At 64.0% G+C, this 13,084-nt stretch carries 10 protein-coding genes; 3 read left to right on the top strand and 7 right to left on the bottom strand.

The annotated features are described in order from the left end of the window. Positions 1 to 19 precede the first annotated feature (19 nt). Positions 20 to 430 (top strand): rhodanese-like domain-containing protein, encoded by a 411-nt coding sequence (locus ACX5I4_RS10055; protein WP_461836522.1) that lies wholly within the window; start codon positions 20 to 22, stop codon positions 428 to 430. Here ACX5I4_RS10055 and ACX5I4_RS10050 read toward each other — a convergent pair. Further along, on the bottom strand, positions 411 to 1,862 hold the full coding sequence (locus tag ACX5I4_RS10050; RefSeq protein WP_461836521.1) for an MFS transporter: 1,452 nt from the start codon (positions 1,860 to 1,862) through the stop codon (positions 411 to 413). The genes ACX5I4_RS10055 and ACX5I4_RS10050 overlap by 20 nt on opposite strands. A 261-nt stretch (positions 1,863 to 2,123) precedes the next feature. Here ACX5I4_RS10050 and ACX5I4_RS10045 point away from each other — a divergent pair, with 261 nt between their 5' ends. Together ACX5I4_RS10045 and ACX5I4_RS10040 are read left to right on the top strand one after the other, a co-directional pair. Then, positions 2,124 to 3,902, top strand: coding sequence for a GNAT family N-acetyltransferase (locus ACX5I4_RS10045; RefSeq protein WP_461836520.1), 1,779 nt, complete (start codon positions 2,124 to 2,126; stop codon positions 3,900 to 3,902). A gap of 247 nt (positions 3,903 to 4,149) precedes the next feature. Beyond that, positions 4,150 to 6,345, top strand: coding sequence for a zinc-dependent metalloprotease (locus ACX5I4_RS10040; protein ID WP_461836519.1), 2,196 nt, complete (start codon positions 4,150 to 4,152; stop codon positions 6,343 to 6,345). A gap of 69 nt (positions 6,346 to 6,414) precedes the next feature. Here ACX5I4_RS10040 and ACX5I4_RS10035 read toward each other — a convergent pair whose 3' ends face one another. From ACX5I4_RS10035 to ACX5I4_RS10010, 6 genes are read right to left on the bottom strand one after another with little or no spacing between them, the layout of a single operon-like run. Beyond that, positions 6,415 to 7,110, bottom strand: coding sequence for a peptidase dimerization domain-containing protein (locus ACX5I4_RS10035; RefSeq protein ID WP_461836518.1), 696 nt, complete (start codon positions 7,108 to 7,110; stop codon positions 6,415 to 6,417). Continuing rightward, positions 6,993 to 7,790 (bottom strand): M20/M25/M40 family metallo-hydrolase, encoded by a 798-nt coding sequence (locus ACX5I4_RS10030; RefSeq protein ID WP_461836517.1) that lies wholly within the window; start codon positions 7,788 to 7,790, stop codon positions 6,993 to 6,995. The genes ACX5I4_RS10035 and ACX5I4_RS10030 overlap by 118 nt, the downstream gene beginning before the upstream one ends. Beyond that, entirely contained in the window at positions 7,787 to 9,580 is a 1,794-nt protein-coding gene (locus tag ACX5I4_RS10025; RefSeq protein WP_461836516.1) for a dipeptide ABC transporter ATP-binding protein, read from the bottom strand. The genes ACX5I4_RS10030 and ACX5I4_RS10025 overlap by 4 nt, the downstream gene beginning before the upstream one ends. Next, on the bottom strand, positions 9,577 to 10,449 hold the full coding sequence (locus ACX5I4_RS10020) for an ABC transporter permease (RefSeq protein ID WP_461836515.1): 873 nt from the start codon (positions 10,447 to 10,449) through the stop codon (positions 9,577 to 9,579). The genes ACX5I4_RS10025 and ACX5I4_RS10020 overlap by 4 nt, the downstream gene beginning before the upstream one ends. Next, positions 10,446 to 11,396 carry an ABC transporter permease gene (locus ACX5I4_RS10015; RefSeq protein ID WP_461836514.1) on the bottom strand — a complete coding sequence of 317 codons (951 nt, stop codon included), beginning with the start codon at positions 11,394 to 11,396 and terminating at the stop codon, positions 10,446 to 10,448. The genes ACX5I4_RS10020 and ACX5I4_RS10015 overlap by 4 nt, the downstream gene beginning before the upstream one ends. After that, positions 11,377 to 13,038: an ABC transporter substrate-binding protein gene (locus ACX5I4_RS10010; protein WP_461836513.1), complete on the bottom strand. Its 1,662-nt coding sequence runs from the start codon at positions 13,036 to 13,038 to the stop codon at positions 11,377 to 11,379. The genes ACX5I4_RS10015 and ACX5I4_RS10010 overlap by 20 nt, the downstream gene beginning before the upstream one ends. Positions 13,039 to 13,084 lie beyond the last annotated feature (46 nt).

The following is a 13,084-nucleotide window of genomic DNA, read 5'->3' as shown; positions in this document are numbered from 1 at the left end:
AAAACCATAAGGAGCAGGAATGAGCGAGACCAGTACCACCGAAGATAGCCAGCTTGTCGACGCGGAACGGGCAGCTGGACTCATACAAGAAGGCGCCCTGCTCATCGATGTCCGCAGCGACGGCGGCCGGGCCAGCACCGGGAGCATCCCCGGCGCCGTCATCGTGGACCGTGAGCAGGTCGACGAGGGGTTCGCCCCGGAATCCAGGGAACGGCACCCGGAGGCAGCCTCGACTGATCGGCAGATCGTGGTGTTCTGCGGATCGGTCAAGGGTTCGCAGCCCGTTGCTGAGAAACTGCGAATCCTGGGCTACCCGAACGTTGTTCATGTAGACGGTGGATTCCTCGCGCTGAAAGCGGCAGGAGTTCCCACCCTCGAACCTGCCGCCGAAGAAGCCAATACCGAGGCGGCTAGCCCCGCGGGGCGCTGACTCTCGTATCCCCTTGGTGGGCCGGAACGTTCCCGTTCGACTCGAGCGCCGGGCCGGCCCACCATTTCGCCCGGGCAAGATCCAAGCTGCCAGCCACGGCAGCCACGGCGAGGAGCGAGCAGCACAGCACGACGCCGTCGTGGAACGCACCCCTATATCCGGTCCGTGTCCCGACGAGGCCAAATATCAGCCCTCCGACCGCCGCGGAGCACAGCGCCGCCGCGAACCGCTGGCTTAGCTGATAGAAGCCCGCCGCGACGCCGGCAATCCGAACCGGAGCATGGCCTAGCGTGAGGCTTTGATTCGGGGCCACCACCAAGCCGGTGACAAGGCCCTGCAGCAGGCCAATCCCGGCGACCGCCAGTGCCGCCGGAAATCCTTCCAGCTGCTGCACGGCCTGATCCTTCGCCAGCAGAGTCATCAGCCCCGCCAACACCGCAAGCACCACGCCGCCTCGCCCAAACCGTGACACGAACCTCCAGCTCAGCGCCGATGACAACAACATCCCCACCGCCTGTGGCGCCAGAATCCCCGCCACTGACAACGGCGCAAGGCCCTCGCCGGCCATGAAGTAGAACGACGTCAACACCGCCATCGCCGCGCCGACTCCAAAGTGGTTCAGCGCAACCACGGTACCCAGAATAAAGCCACCGGACTTCACGAGCAGCGGACTGAGCAATGGGGTCTTCCCGGAGCGGCCATAGCCGAACTCCCAGGCCGCGAAAGCCAGCCAAGCGGTGGCCGCACCCGACATCCACAGCCAGGGGGATTCCCCATAACCGTAGATAGTCGGCAGGAGTGCCGTGAGAACCACCGCACACAGCAAGACAACACCGACCACGTCAAGCGATGCGGAACGAAGGTCCAGCGGCGCGCTCTCGCGGCGCTCAGCCTTCCCCAGATATTTAGCAGCCAGCGGCAGCGCGACCACCACAAAAGGGAGATTGAACAGAAACAGCAGCCTCCAGCTGACGTCCTGGCTGCCACCGGACAGGATAAGTCCGCCGAGCAAGGGCCCGCAGACCGCAGCGAAGCCACCGATCGAGGCGTAAGCACCGATTGCTTTGGCCCGGAACGCCGCTGGCATGTCCTGCAGAAATCCCAATACCTGGGGGTTCAGGGTACCGGCCCCAAAACCCTGTAGGAGTCGCGCGACGATCACGACGACGGGGTCGGTAGCCAGGCCCGCGAGCAGACTACACGCTCCGAAGACGGCAAGCCCGGCCAAGAAGAGTCTGCGGCGGCCCATCAGATCGCCAAGCCTGCCGGCCGGCACCAAGGCCAGACCGAACGCCAGCGAGTAGCTGGCCAGAATCCACTGGACCTCGGCGGGTTTCGCATGAAGGGCCGCGGTCATCGCGGGTATGGCCAAAGTAAAGACAGACTGGTCAAGCAGCGTGATGAATCCTGCGGCGAGACAAAGCAATAACACAGCTTTGGATCGCTTTGAAGTTTGCGTGCTGATTGTCTGCGTTAACTCGACTCTTCGTGATTCATCGGTGGTCTGCCCCATGTTCGGACCCTATGCCGGGCCGAGCCCTCGCCTGAAACGAGCTAAGAACCTTTTCCACCCGTGACGTTCTGCGCAGCTGGGTACGTAGGAATTCGACCCAAAAGAACACAGAACGCAACCCGGTGAAATACCACTCAATCGCTTTCCGCCTCCGGAATTGTGCGGTCTTATCGTAGGGCAATGACTTTCACTGTGCGCCGGGCACGTACCGACGAATACCAACACATCGGACAATTGACATTGGCAGGATTCGATCATTTGCAATCTGGCGCCAAGCTCCCGGAAAAGGAACGCCTCTCCTTGCTTATTGATGCCCAAGGCCGCAACGAACAGGGGGTGTTGCTGGTTGCGGAAGGAACAGACGGAAAGCTCCTTGGCACGGCCAGCGTCTTCCCTCATGGTGTGGCCTACGCCCGCCAAGCACGCGTAGGCGAAGCGGAACTGCGACTGCTCGCCGTGCTTCCCGAGGCTCGCAAGCGTGGTCTTGGTTGGGCGCTCCTTGAGGAGGGTGCCAACATTGCGAAAGGATGGGGTGCGGAACGTCTGGTTCTGGATACGGCATTGCACAACCTGCGCTCGCAGCGCCTCTACCTCCGTTTTGGCTTTGAGCACCGGCCCGAACGGGACGTTCATCGAGAACCGCCCAAAGTCTCCCTGGCCGTTTTCAGCCTTGACCTCTCACAGCGAGCCGAAGCGACCGCAGTTCAAGTCACATCTCCAGCCGGAGAGAAGGGTGCCGGCACGGAAATCCGTGATGAAGCTGGCGCGCTCGAATTCCTGAGGATCAATCCCCTTGTCGACGGTCACAACGACCTGCCCACACGGCTGCGGCGCACCGGGTATCAGCTTGCCGGACTCGACCGGGTAAGGCCGGAATTCCATACGGACCTGGTGCGTTTGCGGAAGGGAGGGGTCGGCGCCCAATTCTGGTCCGTCTACGTTCCTTCTTCTCTGCCCGAACCCGAGGCAGCGGTTGCCACCCTGGAACAAATCGACGCCGTACACCGGCTGGTTGCCGCCTATCCCGGGCGCCTTGGCCTCGCCTACACCGCGGCGCAGGTCCGCAAGATCTTTGCATCCGGCCGCATTGCTTCCCTTTTGGGAGCCGAGGGCGGCCACAGCATCGCGGGATCGCCCGGAGTCCTTCGTAGTTTCGCAAGGCTTGGCCTGCGATACCTCACGCTCACGCACAACCACAACACAGCATGGGCCGACTCAGCCACCGCCCCGCCCTCCTCGCACGGCTTGACCGGCGAAGGACGGTCGGTCGTCGCTGCCCTGAACCGGCATGGAATCCTGGTGGATCTCTCACACACTGCCGAATCCGTGCAGTTCAATGCCCTCGCGCACAGCACGGCACCGGTCATCTTCAGCCATTCCTCCGCGAAGGCCTTGACGGATCACCCACGAAACATTTCCGACGACGTGCTGCAACGCCTGGCTGCCAACGGCGGAGTTGCACAAGTGACTTTTGTCCCCGCTTTCATCTCCACGGCGTACGCCGATTGGGACGGGCGCGCCGCACAAGCCAGGGCCGATGCCGGACTGACGTGGACTTGGCCCGACGGTCCGCGCTTCGGAAGCCCGGCGTCGGGCAATGAAGAGCTATTGAAGTCCGACGGCGAAAACCTGCGCCCCGGGCAGGCCGCTTTTAGCCACTGGCTGGAGGAGAATCCGCGGCCAAGAGTCACCATCCACGACGTGGCCGATCACATCGACCATGTCCGGGAGGCCGCAGGCGCGGCGCATGTGGGGATCGGTGGCGACTACGACGGTGTGGAAAAGCTCCCCGAGGGCCTGGAAGACGTTTCGGGCTATCCAGGGCTGTTTGCCGAGCTTGCCCAGCGCGGTTGGTCAACTGGAGAGCTTGCCTCCTTGGCAGGGGGCAATGTCCTGCGTGTATTGCAAGCAGCTGAAGACGCCGCTGAGGAACCGCTGTGGCCACGAGGCGAGGTTTGAAAACCGGAATCCAGGCAGCGCAGCCGTCCGGCCCAGTCTCCTTCAGGAGTGGTCGGAAAACGGCACCCAGTTCTCCCGCGTCGCTGTTTCCCCTGAGTGCGGACCCGAAAAGCGGCGCCGTGTATCTAGGAGTTCCCCACCCCGGGCGCCTCTTCCTGGTTGCGGGAGGACTGACGGCGGGCGTCGGAGCGAGCGAGCTTCCGTTGGACCGGGGAAGCCAGCCACCGTCCAGTTGGCCCGTTTTCTGTTGCGAAACACCCGGCTGTTCCTGCAGTTCCTGAGCCGTGATTTCGGCGTCGGTCTGCCGCAGGAAGACGGACACGATCAGGCGATTGAGGACTCCTTCGCTGCTTCAACCGTCTTCTCAGCCTCTGTGCTGCAGGCGGATGAAATCCCGGGTGTCGTGCCAGGCTTTGCGGAAGCCCATGCCGGCGTAGTCTTTGCGGACATGACGCCGTGGGTACTGTCGGATATCAACAACCACGCATCAGCCCTCGCCGTCGGCGGCTCGCCCTTCAAGCTTGTTCCTGGAGTCGGATTCACGCTCTATGAGGGATGCGCTGCCAACCAGCGCAGTACAGAACTGAGCGCGTCGCTGACGTTTTCAACCGAGAACGCGTCGGCGTCGCCCTCCGCTGTGGTTGCTGCCGACCCGCGAAGGGTCACGATTGTCCAGAGGATTTCCCTTCTTGAGCTTCCCACAGGCTTCACGCCCCGTGAGTACCACCCTGCTTCCGGCGCCTACGGCAAGGCGTTCCACGACTTTGCGGCGGTCGGAACCGGCCGAACCGCACGTTGGCTGCAGCCCCGGTTCCGTCTGGAGACCGATGAGGAACCGGATACGGATGGGCTATCCGGTGTGCAGCGGCCGATCGTCTTCCATGTGGACCGTGCCATTCCCGAGCCTTACCGAACCGCAGTCCTGGAAGGCGCCAACTGGTGGAGCGCAGGATTCACGGCCGCAGGATTCCGCGATGCTTACCTTGCCGAGCTGCTTCCACCGGGAAACGATCCGTGGACAGTGCCCACCAACATGGTCTGGTGGGTTCACCGCAGCGGGCCGGGCTGGTCGCTTGGAAACGCCCAGACCGATCCTTTCACAGGAGAAATACTCCGGGGCAACGTCCGTCTTGGCTCACAGCGCATTCCGCAGCTCCGTTCCCTCTTTGAAGCCCTGCTCAGCCCGTACGGCAAGGCGAACGAGGAACAGCTGCTGGCCGAAATCGAAGCGGCCGTTCTGCAGCGGATCCGGCACCTGGCCGCCCACGAAATCGGCCACGCCTTGGGGTTCATGCACAACTTTGCGTCCACCAACCATCCTGCGCCGTCCGTGATGGACTACCCCCATCCGGCGGTGTCCATCCGCAAGGAGGGGCAGCTTTCGCTCAGCCATGCTTACAGCGACGGCCTGGGGCCATGGGACCATTTTCTCGTCAAGCACGCCTATGGGAATCCTGCCCCCGGTGAATCCGAAGCGTCATTCCTCGGCAAGCTTCGCGAGGAATCCGAGCCGCTGGCATATCTGAGCGATGAAGACGGATCATCTCAGTGGGCGGCCTCCCCGGAAGCGATTCCGTGGACAGTCCACACCGACGTGGCCGCGAGCCAAGGCATCACGACGCCGGCGGGCGGCAAGGTCGCCGGGCGGGACAACGGACTTTTCGCGGCCTTGGAGCACGCCCTCCGGGTCCGGCAGATAGCCTTGGAAGGTTTCGGTCCTGGGGCCATACCCCCGGACGCGCAGCTTGGAGAACTGGCGAACCGGCTCAACCGGGTCTATTTCTTCCACCGTTTCCAAGCCTCGGCCGTGCTGCGGCTCCTCGGGGGAGGTCGCTATAGGTACGGTACGGCGTCTGACTCCCCCAAGGTTTCCGGCATTGAGCCGGTTGCCGGAAGCATCCAACGCCTCGCGCTCCGGACAGCGGCTGGGTTGCTTTCTTCGGATGTCCTCGACCTGCCCAAGAATGTCTCGGGAGTTCTCTCGGCCCAGTCCATTCGGCATGCTACTCCCGCACGTGAGTCTCGCTTGGGGCCGCTCCATGACGAGGATGCCGCGGCTGCCGCCGCAGTAACCCTCGTGGCGCAAGAGGCCATGGAACCAAGCCGGCTGAATCGGATGGCCAGCCAGCACATCGAGGACCCCGAAGTCCCCCTTTCAAATGAAGTTCTGCACACGTTGTTCCACGCAGCTGGCAACGCCGGCCGGCACGCCGTGGTGGCCCGGCACACCGTGATTCGGGCCGCGGTTCACGCTCTAGGCTCGGGAAGGCTCACGGATGAGAATCGCGTCAACTTCCTGGCAAGTCTGGAACAAATCGCGGAATCGACGCCGAGCACCCATTCAGCCTTCATTCGCCATGGCATCAATCTGGCCTTGACCGGGGGTCTTTCTGGCGATCTGCTCTTTCGTCAAGCCAACATTCCGCAGGGCACGCCCCTCTGAGCAAGAAGCGGCCGTCGTCGCGCGCCCGCCACGGCGGCAGGCGGACGACGGCGGGCACGGGACGGGTGGCTACAGCGAGAACCGCCGGACTACCTGCTCCAGTGCGGTCACCGTGAGCCCCAGCGACCCCAGATCGATGTGTTCATCGGCGCCGTGGAAACGATCCCTGACCTCCGGAAAGGAGGTCCCTGCGGAGAAGACACCGAATCCGTAGGCTGACGCGCCGCGCTGTCGGAAGAAGCGCGAATCCGATCCGCCCAACCCCAGTACCGGAACTGGAACGGCGTCGGGACGCACGGCGGCCATGGCTTGCTCCAAGATGCCGTACAGGCGCGTACTTGAGGACGAGACGTTGGCAGCCGAAAACCGGCCCTCAGCCACTCCCACGTTGCCCGGAAGACCCGCCAGCACACCGCGCAGATATGAGTCCACATCTGCCTCCGTGGTACCGGGTAGCACCCGGATGTCCAAGACAATCTCGGCGGCTCCGGGAATGACGTTTGCCTTGGTTCCCGCGGTGAGGATGTTGGGTGAGATGGTTGTGTGGGTCCAGGCATGGAAAAACGGTGCGAGCTCTCCGGCATCCGGCAGGGCGTCAGCCAGGGTTGCCGGATCGGAAAGCCTCTCGGTCAACGGCGCCGGGAGTTTCAGCGCGTCGAGCGTTTGGAGCCAATGGCTGCCCAGAACGGGCGACGGCGGTTGGTCGGCAATGCGCTGCACGACGCCCGCGGCGAGGGCGGCGGCGTTTTGCGAACCCCAAGGCACGGAGCCGTGGCCGGAACGTCCACGGACAAGCAGTTTCCGGCCTGCCCCTCCTTCTCGCCGACGCCGACGCTCAGCGCTTCTCCACCGCCGGGAAGCGAACCGAGTCCGGCCCCTCCCCATTCAGAGAGTACGTTGTCTGCCCCGATCAGGTCCCAGCGGTGCTCAGTCAACCACCCGGCCCCGAAGCGACTACCGCTTTCCTCGTCTGCTACGGCCGCGAACACGATATCGCCGGCGGGACGCACTCCCGAGGCCAGGAGGGCGCGGAAAACCACGGCATAGGAAGCGGTCAGGAACAGCATGTCCACGGCACCCCTTCCCCAGACGCGACCGTCAAGAATCTCCGCTCCGAAGGGATCCACGGTCCATTCGGCGTCGTTGACTGGGACTACGTCCAGGTGACCAACGAGTGCCAGCGACTCCGCAGCCGCATCCCAGCCTTTGATCCGGGCCACGAGGGAAGCGCGTCCAGGATGGGGCTCCACGATTTCATATTCGGCGGGGACTCCAGCGAGGAAGTCCTGGAGCACCCGCACTGCCCTGATTTCCTGGCCCGAGTCGGGAGTCCCATCGTTGACGCAGGCACAGCGGATGAGCTCCTGCAAGAGCTCAGTGGCCTGGCTGTGCAGCGTTTCGGCCGAGGCCAAGCCGGGTGCGGCGGAGTGGGTTGTGTGGCTCATGGCTCGGAGATCCTTTCGGCATAGGCCAAGCCCGGAGTAGCCGGCAGGGCTGGGACAGCAGCGAGCAGCTTACGCGTGTAGGGGTGCTCCGGGGCAGCAAAAACCTGCTCCGCGGGGCCTGTCTCCACAATCCGGCCGTCTTTCAGCACTGCGATTCTGTGGCTGAGGTGCTGGACTACCCCTAGATCGTGGGAAATGAAGAGCATCGCGAGCCGCAATCGTTCTTGCAGCTCGGACAGCAGGTCCAGTACTTGGGCCTGAGTGGTCACGTCCAGGGCCGAGACGGGTTCATCGCAGACCAGCACTTGCGGCCGGGAGGCGAGCGCCTGCGCTATGGACACGCGCTGGCGTTGCCCACCCGACAGTGCGGAGGGCCTCCGGGACAAATGCTCCGCCCCGAGGCCCACGAGCTCCAGCAGACGGACGGACTCGGCTCGCCGGCCAGCAGGGTCCAGACCCGTGTGCAGGCGCAAGGGCTGGGCCAGGATCCGCTCCACCGCGAATTGGGGGTCGAAAGAGCTCAGCGGATCCTGGGTGATGGTCTGGATCCGTGCTCTCCTGGCCCTGCGGGCACGTTCTCCTCCAGCGCTCCACGTTTCACCGTGAAGGAGGACGTCACCCTTTTCCGGCCGTTGGAGCGCCAAGATCACCCTGCCCAGGGTGCTCTTGCCGGAGCCGGATTCGCCCACGATCCCCAGCGTTTCTCCTGCGGCCAGGCTCAAGGAAACCCCATCCACGGCTTGATGCCTGCCGCCCCCTGGTCGGGGAAAGGAGACCGAAACGCTCCGCACATCCAGTACCGGTCCGCCGTCGGGGTTTCTGCTCCCTCCCCGCTCTGCTGCATCGTGCGGCTTTTCGCTGACTTCTCCCGAGCGGGCACTATGGACCGGTCCGGTGGAACGCGCGTCTTCACCGTCCTCCGGCACCGAAAGCCGGCTTCCCCGGGTGGCAGCGGAGGGCACCGCCGCCAGGAGCCGGCGGGTGTAGGGGTGCCCCGGTGCACTGAGCAACTGTCTTGTAGGCCCCGATTCGACAACTTCACCGTCCTTCATCACCACAATGTGGTGCGCAACCTCAGCCACGACGGCGAGATCGTGGGTGATAAGCAACACCCCATGGCCTTCGTCGGCAATCTGTGTCAGAAGTCCCAGAACCTGCTTCTGAACGGTGACGTCAAGGGCCGTCGTCGGCTCATCCGCAATCAACAAGCGCGGCTCGGCCGCCAAGGCGGATGCAATCAGCGCCCGCTGGCGCAGGCCGCCCGAAAGCTCGTGCGGGTACTGGGCGGCCCTGATCTCCGGGTCCGGGATTCCGACGGACGCCAGCAGTTCCCTGACGCGCGGCGGAATCTGTGCCTTGGGCAGGAGCCCGTGCGCCAGGATTGGCTCGGCAACCTCTCGGCCAACCGTCCTCAATGGGTCGAGGGAAACCAACGCATCCTGGAGCACGAAGCCGACGGTCCGGCCTCGCAGGCTGCGCCATTGATGCTGGCTGAGCGGGCGGGCATCGATGAGGTGTCCGTCCCTCCCGGCGACGCGGAGCTCGTCCGCTTCCACCCGTGCCTTGCCGCCTGCCAACCCCACCAGGCTGCGCGCCGTGACGGATTTACCGGATCCTGACTCCCCCACTACTGCGAGAATCTGCCCTGGGCGTACGTCAAAGGAGACACCACGGACGGCCTGAATCTCCCCATCGGAACTGGGGAACGACACGCGAAGGTTGCGGACCCGTAGCAATGCCTCCGTTTCCTCTGTAAATGTTTCAGCCTTTTCAGATAGAACAGTGCTCATGCCTGGTCTCCTTTCGCGAAGATGGCTTGGACGCGGCGCCCGCACACAGTGATGCTGACCACGGAAACGGCCACCACGGTTGCGGGCCAAAGGCTGGTCCAGGGGGCGACGTCGAGGTAGTTGCGCCCGTCTGCCAGCAACGCCCCCCACTCGGCTTCCGGGGGGACCACACCAAGCCCTAGGAAGCTGAGGGCGGAGGCAGAAAGGACCGAACTTCCAACCCCGATCGTGGCCAGGACTAAAAGCGGCCGAAGAGTGTTGGGCACGATGTGGGTGGATATGATTCGCCAGTTACTCTCTCCCAGGGCCACGGCGTGCTCCACGTACCCGGAAAGCCGGACATGGAGCACCTGCGAGCGGATGAGCCGGGCATAGCTGGCAATTCCGGCAAGGCCGACGGCGATCAGCGTGTTGACGGGGCCACGGCCCAGGACCGCGATCACCAGGAGCGCCAGCAGTAGCTCCGGAAAGGCCAGGAGGATGTCGACCAGGCGCAGCAGGAGCCTGTCCAGGCCGCGCGGGGCGAGGCCCGCCGCGGTGCCGACGGCAATCCCGCCCAGAAATGCCAGCAACGTGGCCCCCAAGCCGATCACCAGCGATTGTGCCGTGCCGTGGACCACACGGGAAAACAGGTCCCGGCCAAGCTGGTCCGTGCCGAACCAGTGAGCCGTGCCGGGCGGCTGGAGTACGGCGGATGTATCCACCTGGTCCGGCGGATAGCTGGCAAACAGATGGGGTGCGGTGGCGGCGAGGACCAGCAGGAGGACAACGAACCCCGGAACAAGGGTGGCCGGGGACAACCAGGGGTTGACCCGTCCGGACGATGGACCGGCCAGGAGCCTTGCTCCGATGACTTGGGTGGCGCTCATGCTCTGGCCTTCCTGAGGCGGGGATCGATCGCAAGGTAGAGGGCGTCGATGACAAGGTTGACGACAACGAAGACCAGGGCAGAGAGCACGACGAGCCCGAGAATGAGCGGCATGTCGCGGCTCTTGATGGCCAGCAGGGTGATCTGGCCGATCCCGGATCGCCCGAAGACGGTTTCCGTCAGGACGGATCCGCCGAGCACGGAGGCCAACAGCGTTCCGGTCAGCGTTGAGGCTGCGAGCGCGGCGTGGCGGAGGCCATGCCTGAAGCGCAGGGCACCCTCTGCCACGCCGCGGGTGCGGACGGTGAGGGAGAAAGGTTGAGAGAGTGCTTCCTCGAGTCCGTCGCGAAGGACTTGGCCGAGCACGGCAGCGAGCGGGAGGCTGAGCGCGATCGCGGGCAACACCAATGACCCGATGCCGTCGTTGCCCGTCACGGGGAACCAGCCCAACTGAAAGCTGAAGACTGAAAGCAGCAGGATCCCGATCCAGTACACGGGAGTGCTCAGCAGGACCAACTCGGTGCCGGCCACCACCAGTCGGAGGCTCCGTCGTCGTCCCGCAGTGCTCAGGGCGCCCACCAGCGCAAGGACTACGGCCAGAACGACGGCGGTTCCGGCGAGTTGGAGGGTTGGGCCGGCGGCCTCGCCAACTACATCCACAACCGGCTGGCGATACTGGTAGCTGCTGCCGAAGTTGCCGCTCAGGGCAGAGGCGAGGTACCGGAAGTACTGGAGCAGCACGGGCTGGTCGAGTCCGAACTGCTCACGAATCACGGCTCGCTGGGCTTCGTCAACAACGTTCTCGCCTCCGCTGATCACCGCCACCGGGTCACCCGGTACCAGCTTCACCGCGATGAAGGCGATGGTGGCCGCCCCCCACAGGACGGCCACCATCACCCCCACGCGCCGCAGCGCGAAGCCGAGCAGCCTACTTGCTGAGCCAGGCATCGTAGAAGAGCGGTTTGGCGTTGGTTGCCCAGCTGATTCCCTGCAGCTTCTTCGAGGCGCCAAGCTGGTAGGCGGCAACGTATTGGGGCAAAGCGTAGGCCTGCGAAATGATTTCCTTCTGGACGTCCGAATACAGCTTCTGGCGATCTCCCCCTGTGGCTCCAAGGGCCGTGTTGAGCTTCTCGTCGAGGCTGTTCACCCTGGACACATCGGCACCGTTCGGCGGGATGTAGGCGGAGTGGAAGACCGTGCGGAGGATGTCCGGTTCGGCCCGGACATAGTAGAAGGCGGCGATTTCGTAGCTGTTGGCTTTGGTCCGTTCGGTGTAGCCGCCGGCGTCCACCGGATCCAGTTTCAGGTCAAAGCCGACCTCTTTGACCTGGGCCTGGATGGCCTGTGCGAGGGTGAGGTCCGGGGCCGAGGTGCTGGCTGTGTCGTATACATAGCGCAAGGTGAGCCTTTGGCCGGCCTTCGTGCGGATTCCGTCAGAGTCTTTGGTGCTCCAACCCGCGTCGTCGAGGAGTTGTGCCGCCTTTTTCTTGTCGAAGCCCCAGCTGCCGGCAACGCTGGAGTCGTAATACAGCGTCGACGGGCCCAGGATGTTGTCGGCTGCTTTCAAGCTGCCCAGGTAGGCTGCGTTTACAGCGGACTTCACGTCGGCCGCACTCTGGAATGCCTGGCGCACCTTGACGTCCGTGAATGGTCCGCTGCTCGTGTTCAGGAAGAACGACCGGTTCACGCCTGGGTTCTCCTTGGTGATGACCTGCAGCTTGTCGTTGGCCTTCACTGATTGGAAGTTCGCGGGCGGAACTTCATCAATGGCCTGGACTTGGCCGCTGGTCAGGGCGCCGAGGCGAACCGATGCCTCGGGAAGCAGTTTGAACGAGATACTATCCAGCCGGGCGGCACCGGTGTGCTTGGCATAACCCGGGCCCCAGTTGTAGTCGGAGCGCTTCGTCAGCTCGCTGCCGCTTCCTTTGACGAAGGATTTCAGGATGAACGGACCGGAACCGACTACGGTGTTCTTCGTATCGGCGGCGCCCTTGAGGTACTGCGGTGACTGGATGCCCAGGTAAGGAAGGCTCAGGCCCTGGAGGAGCGGCGCGAAAGGCTTCCCGTAGGTGATGGTCACGGTTTTCGCATCTGGGGCTGAAACTTCCTTGACCGGTCCGAGGAGCGACCTGGCGTAGCTGGAGCTGGTCTTCGGGTCCAGGATGCGGTCGAAGTTTGTCTTCACGGCGGCCGCGTCCAGCGACGTGCCGTCGCTGAAGGTGACACCGCTGCGTAGGTGGAAGGTGTACTCGGTGTTGTCGCTGTTGACCTCCCACTTTTCAGCCAACCATGGTGTGAACGAATTGTCCTCGGCCTGGCCGACAAGAGAGTCGACGACGTTGCGCGCGATCACTGCGGTGATGGAGCTGCCCGTAATCGACGGATCGATAATCGAGGTATCGGTGGCAAGGCCCACCGTCAGGGTGCCTCCGTCAACCGGCGCGGCTTCGCTGGGGTGGGCTCCGCTTTGGGTGCTTCCACCGCAAGCCGAAAGCAAGACAGTGAGCGCAAGTGCTGTCGCGGCACCGGCCAGGACCCGCGGCCTCTTTTGCATGGCAGAGGCCCTGCCAGGCGGTGTCAATCCGTTCATTGGTGTTTTCTCCTTGCTTCGCAAAGGCGTTCTCTGCGTCTGTGGC

Source organism: Arthrobacter sp. MMS24-S77 (assembly GCF_054888235.1).
The sequence above is the reverse complement of the archived record's forward strand: the minus strand, read 5'-3'. Positions and strand labels throughout refer to the sequence as shown.

Coding starts and splice junctions, on each gene's coding strand:
- ACX5I4_RS10055 (WP_461836522.1), top strand. CDS start 20: ATGAGCGAGACCAGTACCACCGAAGATAGCCAGCTTGTCGACGCGGAA.
- ACX5I4_RS10045 (WP_461836520.1), top strand. CDS start 2,124: ATGACTTTCACTGTGCGCCGGGCACGTACCGACGAATACCAACACATC.
- ACX5I4_RS10030 (WP_461836517.1), bottom strand. CDS start 7,790: ATGAGCCACACAACCCACTCCGCCGCACCCGGCTTGGCCTCGGCCGAA.
- ACX5I4_RS10025 (WP_461836516.1), bottom strand. CDS start 9,580: ATGAGCACTGTTCTATCTGAAAAGGCTGAAACATTTACAGAGGAAACG.
- ACX5I4_RS10020 (WP_461836515.1), bottom strand. CDS start 10,449: ATGAGCGCCACCCAAGTCATCGGAGCAAGGCTCCTGGCCGGTCCATCG.
- ACX5I4_RS10015 (WP_461836514.1), bottom strand. CDS start 11,396: ATGCCTGGCTCAGCAAGTAGGCTGCTCGGCTTCGCGCTGCGGCGCGTG.
- ACX5I4_RS10010 (WP_461836513.1), bottom strand. CDS start 13,038: ATGAACGGATTGACACCGCCTGGCAGGGCCTCTGCCATGCAAAAGAGG.